Annotated in this window: 25 protein-coding genes; 13 read left to right on the top strand and 12 right to left on the bottom strand. The window is 57.1% G+C overall.

The window, feature by feature from the left end; translation table 11 throughout:
• The 5 genes from KJ653_01840 to KJ653_01820 all read left to right on the top strand — a co-directional run.
• Positions 1–947 (top strand): tetratricopeptide repeat protein (locus KJ653_01840; GenBank protein MBU0684578.1); only part of this gene is annotated, 947 nt, incomplete at its 5' end.
• A 608-nt stretch (positions 948–1,555) separates the two neighbouring features.
• Positions 1,556–2,035 carry a hypothetical protein gene (locus KJ653_01835; protein MBU0684577.1) on the top strand — a complete coding sequence of 160 codons (480 nt, stop codon included), beginning with the start codon at positions 1,556–1,558 and terminating at the stop codon, positions 2,033–2,035.
• Entirely contained in the window at positions 2,032–3,126 is a 1,095-nt protein-coding gene (locus KJ653_01830; protein MBU0684576.1) for a hypothetical protein, read from the top strand. Before KJ653_01835 ends, KJ653_01830 begins: the two co-directional genes overlap by 4 nt.
• 100 nt (positions 3,127–3,226) lie before the next feature.
• Positions 3,227–3,478, top strand: coding sequence for a glutaredoxin family protein (locus tag KJ653_01825; GenBank protein ID MBU0684575.1), 252 nt, complete (start codon positions 3,227–3,229; stop codon positions 3,476–3,478).
• The gene (locus tag KJ653_01820) at positions 3,475–3,885 is read left to right on the top strand and encodes a hypothetical protein (GenBank protein MBU0684574.1); all 411 of its coding nucleotides are present in this window, start codon (positions 3,475–3,477) and stop codon (positions 3,883–3,885) included. The genes KJ653_01825 and KJ653_01820 overlap by 4 nt, the downstream gene beginning before the upstream one ends.
• 4 nt (positions 3,886–3,889) lie before the next feature.
• On the opposite strand, the gene KJ653_01815 is transcribed toward KJ653_01820, so the two are convergent.
• Positions 3,890–4,075 carry a 4Fe-4S binding protein gene (locus KJ653_01815; protein ID MBU0684573.1) on the bottom strand — a complete coding sequence of 62 codons (186 nt, stop codon included), beginning with the start codon at positions 4,073–4,075 and terminating at the stop codon, positions 3,890–3,892.
• Positions 4,076–4,245: 170 nt separating this feature from the next.
• Between KJ653_01815 and KJ653_01810 the strand changes: the two genes are divergently transcribed.
• Entirely contained in the window at positions 4,246–6,057 is a 1,812-nt protein-coding gene (locus KJ653_01810) for a GAF domain-containing sensor histidine kinase (GenBank protein MBU0684572.1), read from the top strand.
• Positions 6,058–6,180: 123 nt separating this feature from the next.
• On the opposite strand, the gene gltA is transcribed toward KJ653_01810, so the two are convergent.
• From gltA to KJ653_01780, 6 genes are all read right to left on the bottom strand, one after another.
• A complete protein-coding gene (gene gltA / locus KJ653_01805) occupies positions 6,181–7,653 on the bottom strand; it encodes an NADPH-dependent glutamate synthase (GenBank protein ID MBU0684571.1) in 1,473 nt (490 codons plus the stop codon).
• Positions 7,654–8,481 (bottom strand): sulfide/dihydroorotate dehydrogenase-like FAD/NAD-binding protein, encoded by an 828-nt coding sequence (locus KJ653_01800; protein MBU0684570.1) that lies wholly within the window; start codon positions 8,479–8,481, stop codon positions 7,654–7,656.
• Positions 8,482–8,717: 236 nt separating this feature from the next.
• Positions 8,718–11,351 (bottom strand): glutamate synthase, encoded by a 2,634-nt coding sequence (locus KJ653_01795; GenBank protein ID MBU0684569.1) that lies wholly within the window; start codon positions 11,349–11,351, stop codon positions 8,718–8,720.
• Entirely contained in the window at positions 11,348–12,859 is a 1,512-nt protein-coding gene (locus tag KJ653_01790) for an FMN-binding glutamate synthase family protein (GenBank protein MBU0684568.1), read from the bottom strand. Before KJ653_01790 ends, KJ653_01795 begins: the two co-directional genes overlap by 4 nt.
• Positions 12,852–14,240, bottom strand: coding sequence for a hypothetical protein (locus KJ653_01785; GenBank protein ID MBU0684567.1), 1,389 nt, complete (start codon positions 14,238–14,240; stop codon positions 12,852–12,854). The genes KJ653_01790 and KJ653_01785 overlap by 8 nt, the downstream gene beginning before the upstream one ends.
• The gene (locus KJ653_01780) at positions 14,233–16,227 is read right to left on the bottom strand and encodes an FAD-binding protein (protein MBU0684566.1); all 1,995 of its coding nucleotides are present in this window, start codon (positions 16,225–16,227) and stop codon (positions 14,233–14,235) included. Before KJ653_01780 ends, KJ653_01785 begins: the two co-directional genes overlap by 8 nt.
• Positions 16,228–16,652: 425 nt before the next feature.
• On the opposite strand from KJ653_01780, the gene KJ653_01775 reads away from it, so the two are divergent.
• On the top strand, positions 16,653–17,222 hold the full coding sequence (locus tag KJ653_01775; GenBank protein MBU0684565.1) for a single-stranded DNA-binding protein: 570 nt from the start codon (positions 16,653–16,655) through the stop codon (positions 17,220–17,222).
• Positions 17,223–17,297: 75 nt separating this feature from the next.
• On the opposite strand, the gene KJ653_01770 is transcribed toward KJ653_01775, so the two are convergent.
• Positions 17,298–18,548, bottom strand: coding sequence for an MFS transporter (locus KJ653_01770; protein MBU0684564.1), 1,251 nt, complete (start codon positions 18,546–18,548; stop codon positions 17,298–17,300).
• Between the two features lie 119 nt (positions 18,549–18,667).
• Between KJ653_01770 and KJ653_01765 the strand changes: the two genes are divergently transcribed.
• Positions 18,668–20,104: a trimethylamine methyltransferase family protein gene (locus KJ653_01765; GenBank protein MBU0684563.1), complete on the top strand. Its 1,437-nt coding sequence runs from the start codon at positions 18,668–18,670 to the stop codon at positions 20,102–20,104.
• Positions 20,105–20,122: 18 nt separating this feature from the next.
• Here the strand turns inward: KJ653_01765 and KJ653_01760 are convergent, their stop codons facing one another.
• Together KJ653_01760 and KJ653_01755 are read right to left on the bottom strand one after the other, a co-directional pair.
• Positions 20,123–20,605 (bottom strand): hypothetical protein, encoded by a 483-nt coding sequence (locus KJ653_01760; protein MBU0684562.1) that lies wholly within the window; start codon positions 20,603–20,605, stop codon positions 20,123–20,125.
• A gap of 98 nt (positions 20,606–20,703) precedes the next feature.
• Positions 20,704–22,053, bottom strand: coding sequence for a glutamate-1-semialdehyde 2,1-aminomutase (locus tag KJ653_01755; GenBank protein ID MBU0684561.1), 1,350 nt, complete (start codon positions 22,051–22,053; stop codon positions 20,704–20,706).
• Positions 22,054–22,326: 273 nt separating this feature from the next.
• On the opposite strand from KJ653_01755, the gene KJ653_01750 reads away from it, so the two are divergent.
• Entirely contained in the window at positions 22,327–22,950 is a 624-nt protein-coding gene (locus KJ653_01750; GenBank protein ID MBU0684560.1) for a hypothetical protein, read from the top strand.
• Between the two features lie 26 nt (positions 22,951–22,976).
• On the opposite strand, the gene KJ653_01745 is transcribed toward KJ653_01750, so the two are convergent.
• Both KJ653_01745 and lsrF read right to left on the bottom strand, forming a co-directional pair.
• Positions 22,977–24,002 (bottom strand): alcohol dehydrogenase catalytic domain-containing protein, encoded by a 1,026-nt coding sequence (locus KJ653_01745; protein MBU0684559.1) that lies wholly within the window; start codon positions 24,000–24,002, stop codon positions 22,977–22,979.
• 31 nt (positions 24,003–24,033) lie between these two features.
• A complete protein-coding gene (gene lsrF / locus KJ653_01740; GenBank protein MBU0684558.1) occupies positions 24,034–24,825 on the bottom strand; it encodes a 3-hydroxy-5-phosphonooxypentane-2,4-dione thiolase in 792 nt (263 codons plus the stop codon).
• A gap of 98 nt (positions 24,826–24,923) precedes the next feature.
• Between lsrF and tnpA the strand changes: the two genes are divergently transcribed.
• Genes tnpA through KJ653_01720 form a run of 4 tightly spaced genes read left to right on the top strand, consistent with a single transcriptional unit; the run spans position 24,924 to position 26,977 of the window.
• Positions 24,924–25,202, top strand: a complete 279-nt coding sequence (gene tnpA / locus KJ653_01735) for an IS200/IS605 family transposase (protein ID MBU0684557.1) — start codon at positions 24,924–24,926, stop codon at positions 25,200–25,202.
• A 58-nt stretch (positions 25,203–25,260) separates the two neighbouring features.
• Positions 25,261–25,689, top strand: a complete 429-nt coding sequence (locus KJ653_01730) for an OsmC family protein (GenBank protein MBU0684556.1) — start codon at positions 25,261–25,263, stop codon at positions 25,687–25,689.
• A 21-nt stretch (positions 25,690–25,710) separates the two neighbouring features.
• Positions 25,711–26,379: a thioredoxin family protein gene (locus KJ653_01725; GenBank protein ID MBU0684555.1), complete on the top strand. Its 669-nt coding sequence runs from the start codon at positions 25,711–25,713 to the stop codon at positions 26,377–26,379.
• A 28-nt stretch (positions 26,380–26,407) separates the two neighbouring features.
• Positions 26,408–26,977: a hypothetical protein gene (locus tag KJ653_01720; GenBank protein ID MBU0684554.1), complete on the top strand. Its 570-nt coding sequence runs from the start codon at positions 26,408–26,410 to the stop codon at positions 26,975–26,977.
• Positions 26,978–26,986: the final 9 nt, after the last annotated feature.

The following is a 26,986-nucleotide window of genomic DNA, read 5'->3' as shown; positions in this document are numbered from 1 at the left end:
GGGACTCCGCGCTTGTCAACTGCTTCGAACTCAGGAAGCTGGCTTGGAAGTCAAAGGACACGGAATCCCTAGCGTTCTCATTGTTCCGTCAAGGTCAGGTGGAGGTCTCGCAAAACAAATGGGACGAGGCGCTCGAGTCCTATCTAGATGCTATTGAGAAGTATATGGAACTGGGAGACCGAACGGGCGTTGCCACAATCAACAAGGCGATGGGAGTAATATACGGCAGCAAGGGAGACCATTCATCTGCAATTCGATGCTTCGAGAGCAGCCTTTCGATGGCGAGGGCTATCAATGATACGGCCTTGGCCGCCAAGGCGGAAGCGAATCTGGCAATAATATTCGACCTTGAAGGGAAGTTCGAGGATTCCGAGAAGGCAAGCAAGGGCGCCTTCGAGTACTTCCTCCAAGCCGGCGACATGTCTAGCGCATCAAGAATCGCGATAAACCTCGGAGTCTTGTACATATCTAGAGAGAGGTTCCAGGAGGCAGACGAGCTCTTCGAGAGGACTATCGAAAACTCAAGGGCGATGGGAAGCAGAGAAGTCCTGGGAATTGCGCTAGTGGATGCAGGCTACTGCCGCGCCAGAATGGGTGATACCGGTAGATCCTTGACTTTGACCGATGAGGCGGTGGGGATATTCAAGGAACCGCACAATCTGAACATGCTTGCATTGGCGTATCGCAACTATGGCACCATTGAGCTGCGAAACAAGAACCTCCAGACAGCATTTGATTGGTTCGAGAAGAGCGTCAGAGCGGCGAAAGCCTCAGGAGTTGATGATACGTTTGCCGCGTGCTGCTACGAGTACGGAATGGGCTTGATCAGCACTCTCACCAATCCAAGGCTTGCCAAGAAACTACTGAAGAAGTCCTCTTCAGTGTACATGAACATCGGGAATCCCGAACGTTCCCGAGAAGTTGATGCTAGGCTCGCAGCTATCTAGTACGATGACTCCAGCTATCTATGGTTCGCGTTCAATGAGTTTGCTAGGGTTTAGGTGGACGACGTTTCCCAAACATCGTCCGGATCAGGCGCTTCGAAGTGCTTACAGCCAGGCATGTCCGCCGTTCTGACGGATGATGCCGTCCACAGTCGAGCTTACTACATGCTGTATCGGTTGGAGCCATGCGTGTCCGCCATTTGGTGCCACACCCAAGACTGCCAACGCAGCAGCCGTTCCCAAAGCTAGCACTCCCGCTACAACTATCCAAATCTTTTTCAAGCTTTTACCCCCGTGTCACGAAACAACATGGTGGTATTTGTAACATGCTATCAAAGAATCTAGTACCGTCAAGTCTAGCTACTGGGTGACAAATCGAAGACGGAATACGGACGACTTGCTTTGATGCATCATGGAAATCGGTCCGCCAGTGCCGGGACAATGAGGATGCGTTTACCTCCTTTTTCCCGAATTCACCCTTGCGCAGTTCCACCGGAAACCGAGCTTGTCATCACTTTGAATGGCGGATCCTCGAGCTCGACAAATACACAAGAGAAGCCAGAACAATTCGCGAGGGTTATATCATCGAGCTAGCCGTTACACTCGCTGGAATGGCTCAGAAAGTATACATCACGATGACGGGCATCAGCAGATGGCCCGTTCTGAACAGCCTCTGGGCGGCTATCTGCTGCAAAGGTTACGCCCCCGACAGAATCTACCTGTTCGTCACTCGCGGCCGGGAAGGAGACGCTAGAACGCTGGCCAACTGGATAACGACGCTCACTGACTCCTACGGGAAGAGGGTTGAACCCATTCTGAAAGAGATTGATGAGGGCGATTTCGCATCCTCTGGAAAGAAGATCACAGGAGTAATGGACGAGGAGAGGACCGCCGGGAACGAAGTCGCCATCGATATCACGCCGGGCCGGAAGGCCATCATATCCTCCGCCCTGCTCTCCGCGTGGCAGAAGCAGGTCGACCATGTCTTCTACCTTTTCCTCGAGGACATGCGCAACGCGGCCAACCCATACCCGATGATACCCTTCCATCTCCAGCACTTCGTCGACCTCAAAGAGGAGGTGTGGAAGTGAATGAGCTCGTGATATCGAGAAACGAGCTCCAGGTCCTCACTAACGCCATCTATCGGAGCGAATCAAGGTACATCCATGTCTCTTATCCTTTCTACGAGATCGAGCTGTTCACGCTCGACATGGAGAAGCCCGAGCTGACAAAGATAGTCCGACCGGACGCATTCGATTGGGCCAGGACCACGAAGAAACCTCTCGACAGGTCGGTGAGCGCTGACGAGCTGCCGAGCTTCAACGACCTGCGCAACTGTCTGCTCAGTTGCGGGTTCCTGAACTACAGGAACGAACCCGAGATCACCAAGAGGCTTCTCGAGCTACGGGAGGAGGCTAGAGACCCGAACAAGAGACCGAGGCCTGTGTTCGTAGCGGTGGACACGAACATACTCTACGATAGGTTCCTGTCAAGGCATCTCCCGATGACCAATCAATCGACAGGGGAGACCGTCGATGCTCACGACTTCAGATATGTGGTCAGCGAGATCGTACAGATGGAGATCGATTCTAGGATAACCCACAAGTACTCAAGGGAGGAGATCCAGGGCCTGGCGGCGGTGATGGGACACGCCGAGCTCCTGAGAGAGTTCTCCAACGGCAGCGGGAGGCGAGAGAGGATCGCCAAGCTCGCCTTCAACGAGATGACCTATCTGCTGAGCGAGCTAAGGGCTCTGAGGATCAAGGGCACACAGGTCAGGGGCAGGGAGGAGAACGACATCGCCATCGCCCAGTCGTACAAGCAATGGGCTCGCCAAGGGGACTACGACGTCTTTCTGCTCACGGCGGATGAGGACATGATCAACCATGCTCGGACCAGCGAGCTGATGACCTTGCAGCTAGAGCTGCCGTTCGCGGTCCCTGAACACGCGCGGATAGATCCATGGAACCTGTCCAACCTGTTGTACGACCTCGCGCTCACGCTCGGCCTGGTCTCCCTCGACAACGAGGAGACCCTCATCTTCGGCGAATGGGGCGGCAAGGGCAGCTCTGACTACCTGCACGAGAACGTGAAGGTCCGTTTCAGGGACGACGATATGCATGCCCTGGTGTCGAAGCAGCTGGCCATTTGCAGGAAGATCCTCGAAAAGGCGACTGGCTGAGGCTCCCTGGTCTGCTATTGTTCTGGAAAAACCTATTATCCTACTGATTTCATCTTCAGGCAGAAGACGAGAAGCTGTCCTGTTGAAGAGAGTGATTACAATGGCTGAGAAACCGAAGGTCTATGCATTGAGCACGTGCCCGTACTGCAAACGCACGAGACGGTTCCTGGACGATCACAAGATCGCGTACGAATGCATCGAGGTCGATCTCCTGGATGACGCAAAGCAGGACGAGGTACTCGAAGAGATCGAGAAGCTCACAGGCAGGAGGTCGTTTCCCGTCGTGGTAGTCGGCAAGGAGATCATCGTGGGACACGATGAGTCGAAGCTGAAGAAGGTCCTGAAGCTATGAGCGACCAGAAGCCAGAAAGGATATACTGCCCCGTCTGCCAGGCGAAGTTCAAGTTCGTCGACGGCTGGAAGACGGGGAGCATTGTCATATGCCCTGTATGCGGGCAGAAACTCAGGCTTGTCAAGTCACGTGAGGGCTGGACCAGCGAGAGGCCCGAGAAGGGTTCGGAGAAGGAGATCCGGGAGAGAGCGGAGGAGTACGCCAGACTGCGCGGGTATTTCTTCAACGACATGAAAGAAGACATCATTGAAGGGCTCATTGGCAAGAACAAGAGGTTCGGAGATTTCTACTGCCCGTGCCGCATGCTGCATGTGCCCGAATACCAGTGCCCCTGCCAGCCCACAAGGGCGGGCGATGTCGACAAGAACGGCAAGTGCTACTGCGGCTTCTTCTGGAAAAAGACCTGATTAGCTACTCCTCGAACACAGCGCCTCTGGGACAGCTCGATACGCATACTCCGCACCCACTGCACTCGTCTTCATTGAAGGTCGGTCTGAAGGTCTTCTTGTCAACGAACAGCGCGCCCTTGGGACAGGCCCTCACGACGGGGCAGTAGGGGTTCAGGTCGCAGAGCTCTTGATTGAATTTGACAGGCATACTATCTGCCGCTAGCATGCAGGATGTGGTTGATAATGGTTGTGCAATATTCTTGCACAACCATTGGTGACCGAGGGCGGGGGGAATAAAAGGGTTCGCAGGAGGACCCAACTCTCCCGAGACGGTCCATGCAAAAGTGAGAAATACACCCCGACGCATGAATGCAGTTCGTGCAAGAAAGGAGACGCGACAAGACCCTCGAAATAACCACTCACATTCTAGGCTCCCAGGACGTCGACGCGATTCTGAAGATGATAGTAGACAGCGTCACAGACGATTTCGGATTCGAAGCCTGCGATGCGTTCCTTCTCGACGAGACTAGAGACAACTTCGTCTTGAAGGTCAGCAAGGGGTTCCCGAGCGACATCGAGAACAAGGTTGCTGGATTCACAATCTCCAAGGATTTCTTGAACGAGAATCTTGCCGCTTCTCAGAAGCTCGGGAGGTTCACCTACCTCTACAAGTCCAAACCGGGCGAGACCGGCGCAAGTTACTACAGCGTCCTGCACGCTGACCGGGCAGCACTGCCACGTGCACACGACGGCGATTGGCATGAGCTGGACGTGCTCTATGTCCTCTTCGAGGACGCGAACGGAAAGGCGATCGGACTCCTCGAACCAGATGGCCCCAGAGACCACAAGCTGCCGTCGCCGGACCTGGTGCAGAACCTGGAGTTGTTCTCAAGCTTGGTCTCGATAGCCGTCGCCAACGCCAAGTTGGTTGCACAGCTGAATAGAACGGTGAAGCTTTTCAGGGCGCTACTGGACACCGCGGTGTCCTTGCAGCAGACGGCGGATTTGAAGGATACTCTTAGGAAAATCGCAGACACACTCAACGATCTCGTCCCGTTCGATGAGGTGAGCGTATATCTGGTCGACTGGAACAAAGGGCTCCTGATCCCGATCTACGCCACAGGCCCCTACGCGGGGGACGTGATGGCCGACATCGGGCCGATATCGGGCCTTGCCGGCGAGGTAGCGAGGTTGGGCAAGGTGGACATCGTCGAGGACTCAATAGACGACCAGCGGGTAGAGAACATCCCGGGCATCGAAGACCTGGAGATACGCCAGACAATAATGGCCATACCGTTGAAGGGCAGGCACGGAGTGGAGGGCGTGCTCGAGCTCTACAGGGACAAGAGCAAGAAGTTCACCAGCGTCGAGTGGGCGGTCGCAGAACCTTTCGCGGCGCACGCAGCGATAGCTATTGAGAATGCGAGGCTGAGGGAGGAACAGACGCAGAATTTGGAGGCCACCCAGAAGGCATATGAGGACATGAAGGACTTGGACAAGATGAAGGACAGCCTCGTGGACACGATATCGCACGAGCTGAGGACGCCGCTCACGACGATACTGGGATACGTCGAGATGGCCTCCGCCGGGATGTACGGCGATATCACGCCGAAGATGAAGGACAAGTTCGGCAACATCCTCGAACAGGTCAACAGGATCAACATGCTGGTGTCTACGATGCTTGAGATGTCGAGGCTCCAGAAGAAGACCCTGGCATTGGAGTTCGAGCCGGCGAATGTCGCCATGGTGACCAGGGAGGTCGTCGAGGACCTTGACCGTGAGATCAAGTCAAAGAACCACACGGTGACGATCCTCTTCGGGAACGACCTCCCCATAGTGAACGCCGACAGGATGAGGATCCATGATGTCATCAGTAACCTCGTAGGCAACGCGGTCAAGTACACGAACCCAGGCGGGAAGATCACGATCGGGGCGGACATACTGGGAGGCAAGGTCCACCTTTGGGTCAGGGACAACGGCATAGGCATTGCCGACGAGGACCATGACAAGCTGTTCAACAGGTTCTTCCTGGCAGATGCCGGCCTGATACGAGAGGACGGCAGGATCGGGATAGGCCTGTACACGAGCAGGGAGATAGTAAGGAGGCACGGCGGAGAGATGTGGTTCGAGAGCAGGAAGGGTTCCGGGAGCACTTTCCATGTCACGCTTCCTCTCAAAGTGCAATCATGAGATGCTGGGCTTGTTGCTCAGAATTCATTCAAGCATCAATTTGCTGAGATGGATTTAGCACTTTTTAAAAGAAATGACCTGAGCAAGGAAATGGAAGGGGTTTCGGCGGTTCCTCGAGACCTCCTACATCTCGCAGGAAAGCTTCTCGAAGACCTCAGGTGAGGGCCAAGACGGGTCCTCCGTGAGATACTTGTGCATCGCCTTCGCAGCCCGCTTCCCGTCGCCCATGGCGAGGATGACGGTCGCAGCTCCGGACGCTATGTCACCGCCAGCGAACACTCCCTTCTTCGATGTCCTGCCCTCGGAGTCGACTGCAATCGTTCCCTCCTTCGTGGTCTTCAGGTCGGGGGTGGTCATGGGCACCAGCGGGTTCGGGCTCTGGCCGATGGCGATCAGAACGGTCTGCGCATCGATCAGGAACTCAGAGCCCGGGATCTTGATCGGCCGTCTCCTTCCGGACGCGTCCGGCTCTCCCAGCTGCATCCTGATAGCCTTCACCTGTCTCACGTTCCCGCAGTCATCGCCTATGAACTCGAGCGGGGCTGCAAGCAGCTCGAACCTTACGCCTTCATCCTTCGCGTGGTGAACCTCCTCGCGCCTGGCCGGCAGCTCGGCATCGGACCTCCTGTAGAGGATCACCGACTCCTTGCAGCCCAGCCTCAGGGAAGTCCTTGCGCAGTCCATCGCGACGTTTCCGCCACCGATCGTCACCACGCGTTCGCCCACGCGTATCGGCGTGTCGTACTCGGGGAACCTGTAACCCTTCATCAGGTTGACTCTTGTGAGATACTCGTTCGCTGACAGGATGCCGTTGAGATTCTCTCCAGGCAGGTTGGTCCAGTCGGGCAGGCCGGCACCAGTGCCGACGAACACAACATCGTACTCCTTGAGGAGATCATCGACCGTGTCGAGCTTCCCGATCACGTAGTCATTGTGGATCTCCACGCCGCTCCTTCGGATGTAGTCGACCTCCGAGCGAACGATCTCCTTGGGCAGCCTGAACTCCGGGATGCCGTAGATCAACACTCCGCCGCAGTACTGCAACGCCTCGAAGATCGTGACCTTGTGGCCGATTCTCGCGAGGTCACCCGCGACCGTCAGGCCGGCAGGACCGCCACCGACGACCGCGATCTTCTTCCCCGTAGGAGCAGGCAACTCTATCTTGCCGTGCTTCTGCTCGTTTCTCTCCCAGTCCGCGAGGAACCTCTCGAGCCTGCCAATGCCCACAGGCTCGTTCTTCTTCCCGACAATGCAGAGTCCCTCGCACTGGTTCTCGTATGGGCAGACCCTGCCGCAGACGGCTGGCAGGTTCTGCTTCTCTCTTATGATCTTGATCGCTTCCTCGAAGTTCCCCTCCTGGGTCTTCTTGATGAAGGCTGGGATGTCGATCTCGACCGGGCATCCGTCCATGCACAGCTTCCTGTTGGGGCCGCGCTTGCACTGGAGGCACCTCTGTGCTTCGAGAATCGCTGTCTGCGCGTCCTGACCGACCGGGACCTCGTTGAAGTTGTGGACCCGCTCCTCGGGCTTCTGCTCTGGCATCGGGTACTTCTTGGGCACGATCTTCTTCGGGGCCTTCTTCTCCTCCTCCGCCATCTACTTCGCCTCCTGGAATCTCTTCAGGGAGATCTGCTCCTCCGGAATGTACCGCTTGTTCCTTGCCGTGAGGTTATCGAAGTCGACCTTGTGGCCGTCGAACTCAGGTCCGTCCACACAGCCGAACTTTGTCTCGCCTCCGATTATCACTCTGCAAGACCCGCACATGCCTGTGCCGTCGACCATGATCGGGTTGAGGCTGACGACGGTTGGGATGTTGAACGGCTTCGTGATGTTCGCGATGACCTTCATCATAATGATCGGACCGACAGCATAGACCAAATCGATCTTCTTGTTCTCAGCGATCAACTTCTTCAGGATGTCGCTGACGAACCCGTGGTGTCCCTTGGACCCGTCATCCGTGCACACGAAGAACTCGTCGCTAACGGTGTTGATCTCCTTCTCGTACATCAGCAACTTCTCGTTCCGAGCGCCGATGATGTTGATCGTGTGGTTTCCAGACTGCTTGAAGGCGCGCACGACTGGGTACATGAGAGCCAGGCCGATGCCGCCGCCGATGCTGACGACGTTGCCGTACTGATTCAGATGCGTCGGCAGGCCAAGCGGGCCGACGAGGCTGAAGACCTTGTCCCCGGCCTTCATCTTGCCGAGCTCCTTAGTGGTCTTCCCGACCTCCAGGGCCGCGATTGTGACCGTTCCATTCTCGGGAGAGAAATCCGCCATCGTGAGGGGGATCCTCTCGCCGTGCTCAGTCGGTGTCACCATAATGAACTGTCCGGCCTTGGCCTTCCTTGCGATGTTCGGGGCTCGGATCTCCAGTTTAATGACATCCGGTGTGAGCTTCTCCGACTTCACTATCTCGTACATGTTCAAACACTCCCCGCCGTCGGTCCAGAAAGAACGGCCGATTGGCTTGGGACGAGGCGGTGACGCCTGTCGGCGCTGCATTCCAACGTTTATATTTAAGCTTGGCGGGAGCACGGTTATCTGGGGCGGTTTTTTCCGATAGATGGGTACGAAGAAGTGTCATTCCTAGAAGGTTTTCAGAAGAACTCGGTCGATGATTGAAAGCGAGTCGATTCTTCGTCTTCCGAACGCCCTTCTCACGAACCCGTGTCCTGCATTTGGGTTGTGCCCGATAGGGTGACCAACGGGACAGCTTCGATCTTCCGGTAGACCTCTTCAGGGGGCTTCGACACACCATCGACCTTGAGGAGGAAGTCCTCGACAGGGATGCCGAACAAGCGTTCGTTCTCCTTTAGGTGCGGCAGGATGAGTTTCCAGTCCGCTTCAGTCACGCGCGATATCCTGCCTCCGTTCAGCTGTTCCTCACCGACCTGCTTATGAGGATCGCGGATGTAGATCGCGCCTCCAGAAGCCAGCGAGAACAGGTTGCCTCCAGGATATGGCGCTGGCAGGTTGACCGGGCAGCCCTTCCCGTCAAAGGACATTCCGTTGAGCACTACGAATCCGCCGCCGAACAGCGGATTCCCCGCCATGAACGATTCCGCGAGGTAGTCCAAACACGTGCCGTTGATTACGACTTTGGGTCTTCCGACAGCGTTTATCAGAGGCCTGCCAGCAGCGTTACCGAGCACATAGGCGTCGCCACCCTTCGCGCCGTACAGGAACGTCTGCCCGACATCGCCGTACACGACGAGTTTACCATCGCTGAGTATCTGCCCCAGCTGGTCTTGGCCATTCGCGTGCACGACCGCCTCTGCCCCGTCAAGACCCGAGCCAAGGTAGTCGCCTGGGCTCCCGTAGACATCTATCCTGAGACCTCTCGACCTCGAGCCGAGGCCTGCGCCTATGAACCTCTGGCCATGAGTGCCGATGATGATGACCCTGTTCCAGCCGAGCTCCTTGGCCGCCTTGATCAAGAACGAGACACCTTTCTCGCCCTCCATCGGGAAATCCTCGCAGTCGATCACGAGCTTGTCGTATGGAGAATCAGGCGGTCTCAGCTTGTCCTTGTTCTTCAGGTCCACAAGGGAGAACAGTGAATGCTCGCCCTTCTCGACCCTCTTGGCCGTCCTCAGTATATTCACGATAACCTCGTTCGCTTTCTTGTTGATCCTGCTCCGTCTGAACTTGCCTGCCGAATATCTGCTGTCGACCATCAGGGTGAGAAGCTCGACGCACTCATCCATCCTGGCGTCGTTCTTCGAGGCCTGCTGCGCGAGGTAGGAGAGGATCTGGTTCAGCTCCATCCCAGAGAGCCTCCCCAAGCTATCGACCAGCAACCTGAATCCGGCTCTCGGGTTCTTCTTCTCGAACAGCTCCTCGACGATGGCGCTCGTCTTTGGCCTGCTGGGCAACGGTTCTGAGAGCGAGATATCCTCTTTCTTGTCCCAGTCCGATGAAGGTGTCGTGACGGGTGTTCCGAACTTGTTCGTGCAGATGAGTCTCATCCCGTCTGGGGCGCCCTTCTCAGGGAACAGACTGAATATGAACGCGCCCCCGTCCGTGTAGCTGCCGCCTCTCGCGTTCCAATACATGTCCGCGTATCCCGGCACCGACGGAAGTTCGGCCGAGATGCTCTTCAGAGCTGAATCTACGGCTTGCTTCTCCGAGGCGATCAGCCCGAGCTGGACATCGCCGTCCACGAGCGCGAACACCTGAGGTCTGAGCATGGACGTGTCCGTTATGCCCATCAGCTGGAACTTGTTGTCGTAGAAGCAGTTCCTGCCTATGATGAAGAACCATGGGCCGTCCGGGGAGCCGTGGATGTGCGTCGCCTGGATGGCTCTGTAGATCTTCTGTTTCTCCTCCGGGAGCAGCGTGAAGTCGCGCTCCGTCGTGGGCGCGAGCGCCTCGATAATGTACTCGAGCGGGTAGCCGTAGGTTCTGTTGAGCACATCGAAGAGCAGCACGGATACTTCCGTGTCCGTTAGAAAGAGCGGGACCACGTTCCGCTGGGCGAGGTACTCGGAGACTGAGTGGTAGTTCGCGAAGTCGCCGTTGTGTACGAGCGCCTCATCGAGACCCACGAACGGGTGCGCCCCACCTGGGTGCCACACCCTTCCCTTGGTTGGGTACCTCTGATGGCCGATCCAGACGTACGCCTTGAGGTCCTCGAGCTTGTAGTACCTGATCACGTCCTCAGCGTAGCCTACGACCTTCATGACGATCATGTTCCTGCCGTGGGACATGACGAATGCGGACATGTCCGATGTCGCGTAGTACTTCCGGTTGATCTTGAAGCTGGTCTGGTAGACGAACTCATCTTCAGCCTTTCGCGGGTCGAGCTTGTCGAGCTTGTTCTTCCTCACGAACTCGTCCAGAGCCTCATTCTTGGCCCGGCAGAAATATCTCCAGACCTCAGGCGGGGTGATCTCCAACGATGCGATGACGCGCTTGTCCGTGCTCGGCTCGACCTTGTACTTCTTCTCGACCTTGTAGTTCGGCTTGATGAACTCGTCCTCGAGCATATCCCGAACCTTCGGTTTCAGATAGGCCACCTGGATGAGGTAGTCCGCCTCCAGCACCCGCTTCGAGACGCTCATCTGATCGGGAGAGAGGCCCACGGCTGCGATCCCCCCACCCTTGCCGTTCCCCCTGTTGTGCATCTGGATGAGCGGACCGAGTATGTGCTTGCCCGCAAGAGGGACCGAGCTCGCGATCCCCACGACTCCGCAGCCTCCTTCGGCCTCCTGAGCACGGGCGGGCTCGTCGTGCCGGAAGGCGGTCATCCACTCCCTGGATCTGAGCAACGATCTTGCATCCTCGCTCATTTGCCCCCTCCCTTTGCGGGCTTGTCCGCATGTCTCAGAAGGTCGGTTCTTCCCCGGAGCTCGGCGATGTCGGTCATGCCGAACCTCGAGAGCAAGTCGCACCATTGGAGCCTCCACGAATTGTACAGGTTGGAGATCCTCTCGGCTCCCCAGTCCGCATCGATGAGTTTGTCTAGGATCGGGTCCGTGGTAGCGATGCCTCTTGGACAGCCGCGTCCGCTCTCGCAGTTCCCACACCTCACACAGCCGAGGGCGACGAGGTCGGCCGTTCCTGTTACCGCGCCGTCAGCTCCTAGAGCAATGGTCTTGGCGACATCCATCGCGGTCCTGAGTCCGCCACTGGCTAGAAGAGTGACTTGATCCCTGATGCCCTCGTTCAATAGGAACTTGTGAACCTTCGGTATGGCGTACTCGATAGGCATCGCGATGTTCTTCTTCGCGATCTCGGGAGCAGCTCCTGTACCACCATAACCGCCATCAAGATGCACGATGTGCGCTCCCGCATAGTAGCTCCCGACCGAAACCATCTCGACATCGTTCGGCGTGGACACCTTCACAGACATGAGCGCTGTTGGGTTGATTGCGCTCGCCCAGTCGAGGTGCTTCTTGTGGTCCTCCACCGAGTAGACGCTGTGGAACGGGAACGGTGAGAAGAGACTGGTATATGGCACCGCCTCCCTCATCCTCGCGACCTCGGGTGTGTTCTTGTCGTGGAGGAGGTGGCCTCCCAGGCCCGGCTTGGCACCCTGAGCGTACTTGAACTCGACTATCTTCGTTCTTTGGATGGTCTCTTCGCGGACGCCGAACAAGCCAGTCGCTACCTGAGTTATGACATTGTCCTTGTATGGCACCAGGGCCTCGGGGTAACCACCCTCGCCGGTGCATGTGAACGTCTTCCACTTCTTCGCTGCCTTTGCGCGAGCGAGCATCGTGTACAAGCTCACGGAGCCGAAGGACATGCCGCCGCCGTAGATAGGTATGGGGATCCTGATCATCGGGCCCGAACCGCGCCTGTTGAGGTCTATGGCCGTGCATATCTCGTCGGGGTCGAACTTGGCCTTGGGCTCTGGCAATCTGAAGTGGAGCCTGTCGAATCCTCCTCCTGATGCCCCGATGTTGCCCGGGTGATCGAGCGGGAGGGGCCTGCCGGTCTCGGACTGAGCCCAGGTGGCAAGGATCATCTCCGAAGTCCAGCGCGGGTCCCCCATACTGATGAAGGTCTCGCTGGTCCCCACTGATAGGGAATTCGTGGGGCAGTTGGCCACGCAGAAGAAGTAGTTCACTTCGCAGGATGGGCCGATGCACCTCCTGTCGTCCGGAGGCAGTATTCTCGCGTGTCCCTCGATGCGCTTGTGCACTCCGTAAGGGCACAGGCTGGCGCACATGCCGCACGAGATGCACGCGTCAGCTCTCGTGACCGTGAATCTATTGATGAACTTGAGTTGCTCCGATGGGACCAGGGCCGCCTCTGGAAGGTCCTTGTCACAGGCCTTGTCTTTTTCAGCCATCTCCCGAACCTCCCAAGACATCGGAGAACGCCTCTCTCTCAACATCCTCGTAGAATATCGCCCTGCCGAGTTCGCCTCTCAGCCTGCGAACCTCTCTGAGTCCCATCGCTCCCAAGACTTCGAGGAGCTGGTCCCTCCACGCCCCGACGATGTTGGTCACGCGTCCCCCGACCCAATCCGCAGGAGCGTTATGGAGATTGATCGGGCAAGAACCCTTAGAGCATGTGAAGCAGTCTCTGCACTCGAGTGCGATGACCAGTGCCTTCTCGAGAGCCACGACGTCCGCACCGCAGATTATGCTCTTCGGCACGTGCTCCGCTGCCGCAATGCCGCCACCTGCAATCAGGGTGATCTGGTCCCGCACCGCCTTGGAAACCATCGCTTTGTGGATCGCCCTCAAGCTCTCTTTCGCGTGGCGTCCGTCCAACGAGTCCAGCTCAACGCTCTCTTCGTCATACAGGACATGGACAACTTCCACCTTCGACTTGACGAGGTCGAGGACCGTGCTCTCGGAGTCCTTGGCTGCGTTGAGCCTGAAGGAGAGGACTGTCCCAGGGAACCTATATCTGAACTGCTTCAGATCATCCTTCCATGAAGGTCCCAGCTGGAGTTCGACCATCCGAACGCCATCCTGCAGCTCGATGGAGTCGACATCCGTTCCTTCCGGATAGGCGGGGACGTAGTGGCTGTTGAGCTCAGCCGAAGCACCGGATGGGAGCAAGCCTGGAGGCGCAATTAGCAGCGTGTCGAGGTGCCCTGCCGCTTGCGCGAAGCCGGTGAGCATCCCTTCACTGGATGTCCGTAGCCTTGTGACATCCATAACGACAGGAATGGGCAACTCGATGATGGGTGGGAACTTGGTCTCGACGCTCCCATCCTTTCCGAAATCGAGATAAGCGGGCTTCCTGCCGATGTCTACGCTGGTGGAAATGAATTCTCTTCCATGGATGCCGTCCCTCGTAGGCCTCACGATCTCGGACATGTCTGTCCACATGCCGTCATAGCCAGGCCCCGTGAACATCCCGCGGTATCCAGCACCGAACACCGGGATCTTGCCGGTCTCAGCCTCGCCCCAGATCGTCGTTATCCTCAGAGGAGTCCAAGTGCCGCGGCCGAGCGACCTGAATTCGGGTCCTGGCATCATGACTAGCGACCTCTGCGGGCAGTCCTGGATGCATCTGAAACAGTTCTTGCATAGCTGGTTGATCGGGTCCGCCATCTTCCGCGGGTCCTGTTCGCTCCTCTTGTGCACGCCGTATATGCAGGCCTTCTCGCACTTTCCGCAGTTCATGCAGTTGTCCGCCCGGACTATCACGAACTTCGGGACCGGAGCCGCTCTGCTCTGAACCGTCTTGAGGGGGATGTGGTACCGCTCAAACATCTCTCTGTCCACCTCCCATACCGTGCTTTGGAGCGCCGAGCACGAGACCACGCTGGACGAGCGCGTCATACTCGGGCGTGCTCTCCGCGTATCTCGTGAATGTCTCGATCTCCTTCGCATCCTTCCCGTGCAGCTTTTCCAGTTCCTTCTCCAGGGCTTCGTATGCGGAGATCAGCTCGAGCTTGGATTGGCATACCTGCTCGCACGCCTTGCATCTCATGCACAGGAATATCCTGTCCGAGTGCTCCTTGGAGACCTTGGCACCCCGGGCCATGGCTTTTACTGTGAGGAGCTTTCCCCTCGCGGTAACTCGCTCGTCTCCAACGACCAGATACGCGGGGCACACGGTAACGCAAGCCCCGCACATCGCGCACTCATCCGCTATCCGCTGCAGCTCCGACCGCGCCTTTGGCACGAGACGTTTGTCAGCGAACCTGTAAGCCGTCCGCATGAGACGTGAGGTCAATGGAGAGAATACGAGCAGGGCCTTCAAGGCGGGCCTCATGAGCCTCGGGCTGAACGCTAAGCCAGCTGCGCCGCCGAACCTTCCGGATAATGAGAAGTACTTCCCTGCATTCATCACGCCGTCCGGATCCAAGGCCGCTTTGGCCTTCCGCAGTTGCTCGACCCGAGCCTTGTCCTCAGCGTTTGAGAACGCGTGGTTCCACACACCGATCGAATATGGCTTCGCTCCTAGGTCGACAAGTGCGCCCGTGAGTATCATCGATTTCATGGCGTCCAGTGTGTAGCCGATGGTATTGCCCTGGTCCGTGACATAGTAGCAGAGCAGGAGCCCGCGGCCGTCGTTCAGAAAATGTGTCTCGAAGAGAGGTTCGAGGCCGAGCTCGGAGCACACCTCAGTGGCTTTGGATATCGCGTCAGGGAGCTTGTCGAGCGGAACAACGACCTCGGAGCCCAGGAGCCCAGGTCCGAATTTTCGAATCTTCATCGGGAAGTAGCGCTCGTTCCACATGTACCGCGCCAGGTATTCCTTCTCATCCTTGAGGCCCGTGCTCTTCAACAGGGACTGGAACTCCCTCTCCGCCTCGTCCCCCTCGATGTTCACGATGATGGCGTCGCCGACCTTGAAGCGGTTCTCGCCCAACATACGGTTTGTGAGTGAGAACTTCGCTGGACTCTCGTATACGATGTGGGTCGGGTGGGCCGAGCTCTCCGCGAGGGTCCGCGCGAAACCGAACGCGCTCCTCGAGTCATCGAACACCAACAAGTGCGGCTTCGACATAATGGGCCTGATTCGGACGGACAGCGTGACGGCGGTGATCACGCCCAGCTGGCCCTCGCTCCCGAAGATGCTCTTGAAAAACGGGTCGCTGCTCGCGATGTTCCTGATGCTTCCGTCCGGAGTGACGAGCTCGACGGACAACACGCTGCTGCTCAGATGTCCTTTCGAGAAGCTGTTCAGGCCCATGCCACCAGTGGCGACCCAGCCAGCGACAGTTGAGAACTTGCTGGAGGGTGTGGTGTTCAGGCTGAGGCCGATCTTCTCGAGCTCGTTGTCGAGGTCAGCCCATCTCACACCCGCCTGGACCTTGGCGATCTTCATTTCCGAATCAAGTCCGAGTATCCCATCCATGCTGGATACGTCGACGACGATGCCTCCCCGAACGGGCACTGAGCCCCCGAACGGGGATGAGCCCGAGCCGCGCGGTATGACCGTGATACCCCGCGAAGAGGCGAACTTCAGGATCGATGCCACGCCCTCGCGGGTCTCTGGCTGGACCACGACCTCGGGCGACGTGGCGAACATGATTTCCTTGAGAAAACGCGGAATCTCCGATTGATCCCGAGAATAGAGCAGCCTTTCGCCATGAGAGGACACTACTCGAAGGTCCTTGATCCCCAGCTTAGTGATATCGCCCGCGAGCCCTCCCTGCAGAGGTTCCTCCTTTGCGTGGAATTCGGTTGGCGGTGGCGGAGGAGTGGCCGAGTTCGCATTAATAGGCTGGCCTAAACCTGCGTCAACCATGTGCATCCCCCTTCAGGAACTCGGGTCCCTCACAGTTCCTTCCGGATATCGAGCGCGAGCACCATGAACCCACTGCCCCGGCGGGGAGCAGACCTCCATGCGGAGAATCCTTGCGGATTTCAACGGATCTGTGCTCCTCAAACAGGTAACGGCGTACGCAAAGGTGCATATATATCCTTTGCTAGCTCCAGGCCCGGCAATTTGGGCGGAATGATGGGCGCTGGATAGATACCAATCAGCAGAGGGCCGGCGAGCTGGCGGATGTTGCGGGCAAGATTATTAATAGTGTCGAGGATAGTGGTTATCCCAGCACTAGTTGTGCCGAGTGATACGACAAGCCGAACATCGCTGATGTTTTGAAGCCGATAGTTTGACTCGCGTGATAGCCGGATGCAATTGTGCGCAACACAAAAGGAAGAATAGACATGGAAGAGAGCGTTGGACAAAGCTCGGAAGAGCAGCAAGCAAGCGTAGAGACGAAGATAAAGGACCTCACGCCACAGTCGAAGAGGGTTGACGTACTGGCCAAGTGCCTGGATGTCAGCGAAGCGAAAGACATCCCCGGCAAGTTCGGGAACTCGCGCAAGGTCGCTGAGGCGACAGTCGCAGATGAGACAGGAGCAATCATCCTGTCACTGTGGGACAACCAGATCGGCAGCATCATCAAGGATGACGTGCTCGGGATCAAGAACGGATATGTCTCACTGGTCAGGGGCCACATGCGCCTGAACGTCGGCAAGTACGGCCAGCTCGCGAAGAGCGAGAAGCCACTTGACGGTGCGAGCACGGCCTTGAACATGAGCGACAAGGAGTACGAACAGGAGCGCAGGAGCTTCGGCGGCGGTGGCGGCAGCAGAGGCGGAAGCCGTGGCGGATACGGCGGTGGCGGCAGCAGAGGCGGAAGCCGCGGCGGCTACGGCGACAGAGGCGGAGACCGGGATAGCAGCGGCGGGGACAGACCCAGCTACATGAACAAGGGCCGCAGGCGATTCTAAGCCGGCGGATCAGTTCATCCTGCCCGTCCGATACGGATGGGCCGACAAACCATTTTCATTTACCACTTTTCCTCGTTACGATTTCTCGAGCGACAGCGGTTTCATTGGGATTATCTCCGGCTGCTTTGACGGGCGGTCCCTTTCGGGTCCGAGCATCTTCGAGAGGACTAGGTATCCGAGACTCGCGACTGCGCCGAAGACTCCAAAGATCAACCAGAGTACCCTGGTCTCAGGAAGGATGTCCAGGAGCCACATGCCGACGAAGAACCCTAGGCCCATGCCCAGACTCTGAATGAAACCCGAGAAACCCATGTATTGCCCTCGTTCCGCCTCAGGAGACATGTCCGCGATTATCGCAGAGACGATCGACATGTAGACGAGTTCGCCGATCGTTATGATAACGATGCACGCGACCAGGGACGGCAGGTCGTTGGCGAAGAATATGAGCGAGAACCCTCCGGCAACGATGAGCTGACCGACCATGAGCACTAGCGAGCTCCTGAACATCACCATTTTTGATGTGACCCAGAGCTGGAGCGTGACGACCATGACGGCATTCACGGCAAACAGCAGTCCGGGTACGGTATAGCTGAGGTTCAGGTCGGAGGTCGCATAGATCTGCAGCACGGACATCCATTGTGAGAACGAGAACCACATCAAGGCGGTCATCGAACAGAGCATCAGGAAGGGGCGGTTGTTCCCGACCCTGAAAACCTTCATCAACGTGACCTCCTGATCGACCGCCGATTCCGGCTTGGTTTCTGGAACATAGACCAAGTTCATCACGAACGCGCCAGCGAGGATGGCCGCGCCGAATATGAACAGTTCTCTGATCGAGAACGCAGCCACAATGAAGACGCCGATAGCAGGTCCGATGAACATACCTACGTTCCACGAGATCCTGATCGTGCTGTACGCTTTTGGCCGACCGCTTGGCTGAATGACATCGGCTATCATCGCGTTCGCGGCCGGCATGTAGAGAGAGCCGACGAACGAATCCGCAAGTACTATGATGAACAGCGTCACGAAGTTGACCGCGAAGAAGTACATGAGCATGGTTATGGACATCAACCCCAGGCTCGCCAGAAGGACGAATCGCCTCCCGATTTTGTCCGCAAGCATGCCACCCAGGATGGTCCCTGGTATTCCGGACAATGTGTATCCGGCCAACGCGAGTCCTGCAAGCGGTTTCGAGATTCCCAGGTCGTCGACCATGTACAAGACTAGGTAGGGTATAATGAGCCCGAAGGCCACATTCTCTATGAGAGCGCTCGCTATCAGAACCTTGAACGCTCTTGGGGAAGCTTTGAGTGACTCGAAAGCCATCTGTCCACCTTGTCTGAGGAGCCCAACCATATCATTCCGGACATAGCCGTGTGTACGATCCGGGCTGAGGCCAATGGATTAATTACCTCACTCTCAATCTCGGGTCTCGGAGCGGAATAATGGCAGTGGCCCAGATAAGCATTCTGTCCAAAGACGAAATCGAGTTGGTACACGAAAAGACTCTGATGATCCTGGAAAACCCTGGCATAATGGTCAGGAGCGATAGAACCCTGGACATTCTCGAAGATGGCGGGGCGAGAATCGACAGAAAGAGACAGGTGGCCAGCCTGCCCGAGAGCCTCGTGAAGGAGACAATCAGGAGATTGCCGAAGGAGATCAGGCTCTGCGCCAGGAACCCGAGACAGGACATGGTCGCCCCGAGAGACGGTCCTCCGTACATGGCGACGAACGGTACTGCAGTATACATGACCGAGCTGGATTCGGGGGCGAAACGCACGACACTGGGCAAGGACCTCAAAGATTTCATGGTCCTATGCGATGCAATGGACCCGCTTGACTATGTGTGGCCGATCGTGACCGCCCACGACGCCCCTAGTGAAACTCACGCGCTCAGCGAGCTGACGATCTCGCTCTTGAATACAACCAAGCACGTGCAAGGAGAGGCGATGTCCGCTGAGGAGGCGAAGGGGGAGATAGAGGTTGCAGCAGCCATTGCTGGAGGCGTGGACGCTCTCGCCAAACGACCGCTGTTCTCAGTCATCCAGTGCCCCATATGCCCGCTCGAATTCGAGAAGGGTTCGGTCGAGGCAGTGGTGGAGTTCGCCAAAGCCGGCGTACCCGTAGTCTCGATGTCTATGGCTCTTACTGGACTCACATCGCCGGTCACACTCGCATCGACGATAGCGATAGTCAACGCGGAGAACCTTGCCAGCTTCGCCATCTCCCAGATGACGAAGAAGGGCGCGCCTGTCGTGTACAGCTCTGAATCGACTTCACCGAACATGATGACTGGGGAGATACACTACGGTTCCCTTGAGGAGATACTCATCGCCGCTGCTGTCGCTCAGATGGCAAAGCGTTACGGAGCATCGACGATGGTCGGCGGTTTCGGTGTGGGCATTGGAGGGGAGGCACCAGGCATATGCCTCGACCCTGCAGAGCTTATGTTCACCAGCATGACCACGATGGCCCAGACTGACTTCGGCTCCGGAATCGGAGGCCTTGACCAAGCCAAGGGCGCGTCGCTCGAGCAGATAGTGATCGACTGCGACATCTGGGAGCAGATCAGGGAGATGAGAAAGGAGGTCTTGCTGGACGACTCGGGATTCGCATTGGACCTCATCAGATCGGTCGGGCCTGGTGGCAATTTCCTGAAGGAGGCGCATACTGCCAGGAACATGAGAAAGGAGCTGTTCATGCCGACTCAGGAAAAAGCGCGGTTGTATCGGACATACGGGCTGGACAAGGACCAGAGAGAGATGGTTCGCGCTGCGAGGAAGAAGGCCAAGCAGATACTCGCAACTCATGTGCCTGAACAAGTCGACAAGGACACGAAGATGAGGATAGACGAGGTCGTGAAGAAGTACCAGGGCTGAACAATCCGTCTCGGGCACTCACTTCGGCGGTTTGATCGCCTCTAGGAACCTCTGCCATCGCTTGGCGTCCTCGATCCTGCTCATGATCTCTCTCTTCCTGAACTCCGCTTTCTCGAGGGATTCGACGGACCGGAGCTCGTCAATCGCCCTGAGCAGGCCGCACGTCTCCTCGAGCAACGCCTTCGCAGTCTCCAGCGACATGGGGTCGTGAGCCAGCTTCTTCTCGAGGTAATGCTCCTTCGCCTTCAGCATGTGGATGAGCTCATTGACCTTCGCGATGTCCTCAGGAGTCAGCTTCTCCTTGGTCGTCAAGTTGTACGCAACTTCGCGAAGGTCGATCTCGGAGTCGCCTGCAAGTATGTGCTCAGGGACCAACATGCCGACCCAGTATACCAGGGAATGGATCCTAGCGAGCATCTTTGCTCTGTCTTCATCAGAAAGGAGGCTTGCGCCGTCGATCATATCCTCCGTGTGGATTCTCGGCTCGGATGACTCGCTCATGCTCGCCGAAGGTTATGCCGTTTCCTGGCTTTGAGGGTTGTTCCTGGAACTCAGTCAACCCTCGAGAAATGAATTGGCGAAAGGGTTTCACGAGACAATCAGCTTTCAGCAATTCCCTTGAAAGCCTGGTCCGATATCTCGATGGACGTCTGGATGTCCTCCTTCGAATGGACCAGAGAGGTGAAGAAGTGCTCGTCTGAGTGGGGAACTCCGAAGAACACGCCCTTGCCCAGGGAATGCATGAACCAATGCCTCCACTTCTCTCCGTCGACATCGAAGGCATCTCGCCATGTGCGTATCTCCTTGTCCGTGAAGTACATCTGTCCGAGGGATCCGACTGATTCTACCCAGACATCCACTCCTCGGTCCTCCGCCGAGTCCCTGAGCCCGTGGAACAGCGAATCGCCGATCCTGTCGATCCTCGCATATGTCCCAGGCTTCGAGAGGATCTTCAGGGTCGTGAGTCCTGCAGTCACGGAGACTGGATGGGCATTGTATGTTCCGCCGTGATAGACGTTTCCGCCCTCCTTTGGGATTATCTCCTCCATGATCTCCTTCTTCCCTCCGAAGCCTGCGAGCTGGTATCCACCGCCTGCGATCTTCGCGATCGAGGTGATGTCCGGCTTTACATCATACCTTTCCTGGGCGCCCCCAAAGGCCACCCTGAATCCCGTGAGCACCTCGTCGAAGATGAGCACGATGCCGAGGTCTTTGGTGAGCTTCCTCAGCTTCTTCAGGTAGTTGTCTCTCGGCGCGAAGCATCCGCCACCGGCCTGGACGGGCTCGATGATCACCGCAGCGAGTTCGTCTGCGTTCTTCGTGAGTACTTCCTCGGTGGCGGGCCAGTCGTTGAACGGGTAGATCACGAGCAAGTCTGAAATGCACTTTGGGATGCCTTTGCCGAATGGAACCGCTGGCTGGCATCTCTTGTCCTTCAACTTGTCAGGAGGGATGTCCAGGGACTGCAGGACATAGTCGTGTCCCCCATGATAGGAGCCCTCGGCCTTGGCGACCTTCTCCTTGCCAGTATAGGCCCTCGCGACCCTGAGCGGATGCATCGTCGCCTCGGTCCCGGAGTTCGCGAACCTGAACATCTCTATCGATGGCATGGCCTTCTTGACCATGTTGACGTAATCGTAGGCCATCTCGGCGGAAGCACCGAACATGGTCCCCTTGTCCGCCTGGGCCTTGACGGCCTTGATGACTGCAGGATTATTGTGGCCGAGTATCATAGGGCCGTAGCCGAGCGCGAAGTCGATGATCTTGTTGCCGTCGATGTCGAAGATGTAGGGGCCCTTGGCACTCTTCACGTAGAATGGGTATGGCTCGAAGAACCGCACGTTGCTTTCAACGCCTGAGGGTATGAGCTTTCGTACCTTCTCCCAATGCGCTCGCGATTTCTTCGTCTTAGACACATATTCCTTCTCGTAACTAGCGTGTGGTACCATATCGCACTACCTCGCGTGTTCTCGAAGGACCACTTGGAAAAGCCCAGCACCACTTTCGGCAGTATCAGAGAAAACTGACCCACACAGACAATGCCATAGCCTCGGGCAGTCCTTTCCGCTGGACCGGAATCTCAGGCCCGGTAGAAAAGGCTTCCGAACCTTCGACGGCTGGCATGACGCTCTTCTGCAACGAAGAGTTGGACGGTCACGAGATTCGCATGACAAGGGCGGCTGCAAAAAAGAATTCTACAAGCAATGCTATCAGTCACTGAGATGGACCGGAAGGGCATGCCGAAGTACAAGATGTCGAAGAGGATAGTCGACGGCCTCTGGGATCTATTCGTATTCCTCAAGTACCCGAAGCTGGTTCTGCTGGCCTCCACCTCGTTCCTCGCAGGTGGACTCTTCACCAACGATGACGTGCAGTCGTTCTTCCACTCGCTCGGAGACCTTGGATACCTGTCCGCCCTCTTCGGTGGGATGTTGTTCGCATTCGGGTTTGGGGCTCCCTTCGGAGTGGCGATTCTAGCCACGATTGCCGACGATGTGAACATCTTCATCGCGGCCGTCATAGGAGGGCTGGGTGCTCTCGCGTCGGACTACCTCCTGTTCAAATTCATCAGGATGACATTCAACGACGAGATCGAGCGGTTCAAGAACTCAAAGATGTTCGGCCATTTCCATGTGTTGCGCGTGAGAAGGATACCGCCGAAAGCGTCGTTCTACATCTCTGCAGGCATCGCCGGAATAGTGATCGCATCCCCGCTCCCCGACGAGTTCGGCGTCGCGATGCTGGCGGGTCTGACGACCATGAGGGAGAGGACATTCGCTGTGATATGCTTCGTTCTGAACACGCTGGGCATATTGACCGTCTTCGGAATCGGACTCGTTGTGTGAGTCCATTGGACCCGGGTTGCGTCCTTCTACTTCTGCGGATCGATGATGACCTTCATCGAATCACCCGCTCGGGCAACCAGCTCGAAGCCCTTCTGGGCGTCCGCAAGTCCGAACCGGTGAGTAATCATATCGCTCACGACGACCTTCTTCGTGCGTAGGAGCTCGATCGCCTCCTCTAAGTCCCTCGGACCTCCGGCGTACGTAAATGTGATTGTGATCTCGTCCTTCCACAGGTCTCCGAATGGCACAAGAACCTGCGTACCCGGCATCGGAGGGGCGAAGATGAGGACAGTACCACCCCTGTCTACGGACTTGAACGCTTGGTCGATAGCAGATACGGAGCCTACACAGACTATGACGAAGTCGGCGGGCCGCCCAGCGTTCGCATCTCGTACCAACTTCGGAACATCACCGCGCGCATCGAACGCTGCATCTGCGCCGGACCGTTTCGCAGTGTCAAGTCTGAACTTGGATATGTCCGTCGCGAGCACCCTGCCCGCTCCGTAGGCTTTGGCCAGCTTGACGTTCAGCAGGCCCGCGATACCGCTCCCCAGCACTAGCACAGTCATGCCAGCGACGTACCTGCTCTGCCTGAACCCGCGCACGCAGCATGCAAGCGGTTCTATGAATGAGCCGTCGTCGTATGTGAGTTCCTTTGGCAAGACATACACTCCATGCTCCAGGTTGATCTCAGGGACGCGCACGAACTCGGCGAACCCTCCAGGATAGAAGTTGGTCGTCCTCAGGGTGTCGCATGTGGATGTGTGGCCCGCGAGGCAGTACCTACACTTCATGCAGGGCACATGATGAGAGACAAAGACGCGCTGGCCGACCTTGTATTGATCCACGTCCCTGCCGACCTCGACGATGTCGCCTGCTATCTCGTGCCCGAGCACAAGGGGCGCGCGCTTGATCCTGTACCACTCCATCACATCGCTGCCGCATATCCCGCTGGCGATGACCTTCACGAGCATCTCCGAACGGTCGATCTCCGGCTTGGGCATCTCCTGGAGACGGACATCGCTGTTCCTGTAGTACATCGCAACGCGCATCTGTTCGTGGCTCCTGTTCACCATGACAGGCTCACGTCTGTTTCGAGAGCTTCCTGTAGATATCGTAAGCTTCCTTGACGGTCGCGTCCTCGTGGACTATCTTCCTCACGGCCTTGATCATGGGTATCGGGTTGTCCGATTGCCAGATGTTCCTCCCCATGTCGACGCCCGCAGCCCCAGCCTTGATCGATTTGAATGTCAGTTCGAGCGCATCCTTCTCAGAAAGCTTCGGTCCGCCCGCGACGACAATCGGAACCGGACAGCTCTCGACCACCTTCTCGAAATCGTCGCAGTAGTAGGTTTTGACGATGTGCGCGCCAATCTCGGCGGCGATTCTGCTTGCGAGAGCCAGGTATCTTGAGTCCCTTTTGCCCAGCTCCTTACCGACGGCTGTCACTGCGAGCACTGGCATGCCATGTTTCTGTCCCTCGTTCACCAGTTCGGAGAGCGCGAGGAGCGTCTGCCGCTCGTGCTTGCTCCCGACGAAGATAGACAGGGCGATACCGGACGCGTTCAATCTCAATGCGTCCTCTACCGAAGTGATGATGCCTTCGTTGGAGAGATCCTCGCCGACGATGCTAGTCCCACCAGAGACTCTCAGCACGACGGAGTTGAGTATAGTCGCATCGATGGAGGACCGCAACACGCCCCTTGTGAGCATGATCGCGTCCGCGTAGGGCGCCAAGGGCATAATCGTCTTCCTTGGGACCTCGAGTCTGCTGGTCGGGCCGAGGAAGTATCCGTGGTCGACGGCAAGCATTACAGAGCGCCCGGTGTCGGGCTTTATGATTCGAGATATCCTGTTCTTCAGACCCCAATCCATTCATTCAGACCTCCAAGTTGGAACCAATTCTGATCGTGTGTCGGTTGGAAGAGGGGGTTCGATATTTATAGGTTGCCTGGAAGTGGGCGGCCGACCATGTGCATCTCTTCATCGGAGCGCACCGGACGGAATCTCCCGTCGGAATCGTGAAGGCTCTGAAAGGGATCAGCGCGAGGGTGTTGTTCGACGAGCATCCGATCCTGCAGACAATGATCCGGCAGCGGCATCTATGGAGCCCGAGCTGTTACATTGGGACGGTGGGGCATGTGTCTGCGGAAGCGATAGCGAGGTATATCAGGGATCAGAAGTTGCGGAGGGTCGGGCGACCTGCTTCCTCCCCCAATGAATTGGGTGTCTCCGCAGGACGGATTCCATGAATGACGCCGAAAAGTCTTAACCCAGCACCTGTATTCTGAAAGCCAGAGGCAGGAACGGATGAACGAGAAGATACACACGCACATGAAGCGTGAAGATGGTTACAAGTTCAGCATCACCTTCGACGAACTGCCCGGCGCCAAGCTCTACACGGATGAACCCATACCCATCGGGAAGTCCAAGGGACCGAGCGCCGGGATGATGCTCTCGTCGGCCGTTGGGCACTGCCTGAGCTCAAGCCTCCTGTTCAGCCTGGAGAAGTCAAGGGCCAAGCCGAATGGCCTCGAGACCGACGTGGAGACCACGCTCGCCCGGAACGAGAAGGGCCGATGGCGTGTTTCTGGAATTAAGGTCACCATGAGGATAGATGTGGACGATGTTGACAAAGATAAGCTCGAACGATGCAAGGGTATATTCGAGGACTTCTGCATTGTCAGCGCGAGCGTGCGCGAGGGCATCGAGATCAGTGTCGACTTGTCCGAGAAGTGAATGATTCCCGAGGTGATTGAAATGGGTTTGATACCGCAGAAGGATAGAGACATCCTAGCCAAGGAGTTCGGTGAGAAGTTGGTCAACGACGTCAGGCTCGTCGTGTTCACGCAGGAGATGCCCTGCATGTTCTGCAAGGAGACCGAGCTTGTAGCCAATGAGCTTGCGGAGATCTCTCCGAAGATCAAGGTGGAAAAGTACGACTTCGTCAAGGACCAGATGAAGGCGAATGAGTTCAGAATCGACAAGATACCAGCTATCGCAGTGATAGGAGCCAAAGACTATGGCATCAGATTCTACGGGATACCGTCAGGCTACGAGTTCACGTCTCTCGTTGGGGCGATTCTGGACATCTCTCGAGGCGAGAGCGGCCTGTCGCAGAAGACGAAGGACATATTGAAGCTGGTGGACAGCTCGGTCCACATCCAGGTGTTCGTGACGCCCACCTGCCCGTTCTGTCCAGCGACCGTGAGGCTGGCGCACAGGTTCGCAATCGAGAGCGACATGATATGGGCGGACATGGTCGAGTCGACGGAGTTCGTCCCGCTCGCGCAGAAGTACTCGGTCACAGGCGTCCCCAAGACCATCATCAACGAGAAGTTCGAAATCGCGGGTTCCCTGCCAGAGGATCTGTTCGTGCAGCACGTGATGCACTCGCTGTCGCATGTGGAGCCTCTGCAGCCAAGATAGGTCTTTGCATGGTCGAATGAGGGGCACCATGAATCCCAACGCTGAGACGAACAAGAAGCTCGACGAGATCGAAAAGGTGCTAGCCAGCCTTAGAGGCGTAAAGCACACATTCTACCTGACGGGTGAGATGAGAAATGGTCTTGAGGAACTGGAGATACGGTACCCGCCAATCGGACCGCTTACAGTCCAGAACGACGGTGTGCTCGAATGCCTCAAGAGACGACATGTAGCATGCATCGTCAAGGACAACACATTCAGAGGACCGCCCCATCCGACTGTCGTTCTCATGAACGAGAACGGAGCTGTCATCGGCCGCGAACTCTTGTTGGGAGAGAAGGTGGGGCCAGGGGAGGGCAGCAAGACTCTGTTCCTCGGGAAGGATTTTGTGCTGTTCGTGGGCAAGGAAAGCGGCAAAGGCTCCAGGTTCGTGCTCCCGCCCGTGGAGTTCAAAGAGGTCGAAGATGTCCGAGGGACGGCTTGCGTAGTCTCCTCCAGCCCGTCCACCACCGGAGACTTGTTCCTCCGGAAGAAAGCCGGGCTCGATGACGACCCGAAGCTGGCGTCGATACTGATCGGATTCGACCTCTGCGGGCCATAGCGGCGTTAA

Source organism: Candidatus Thermoplasmatota archaeon (assembly GCA_018814355.1).
In the GTDB taxonomy this organism is placed as follows: Archaea; Thermoplasmatota; Thermoplasmata; order UBA10834; family UBA10834; genus COMBO-56-21.
The sequence above is the reverse complement of the archived record's forward strand: the minus strand, read 5'-3'. Positions and strand labels throughout refer to the sequence as shown.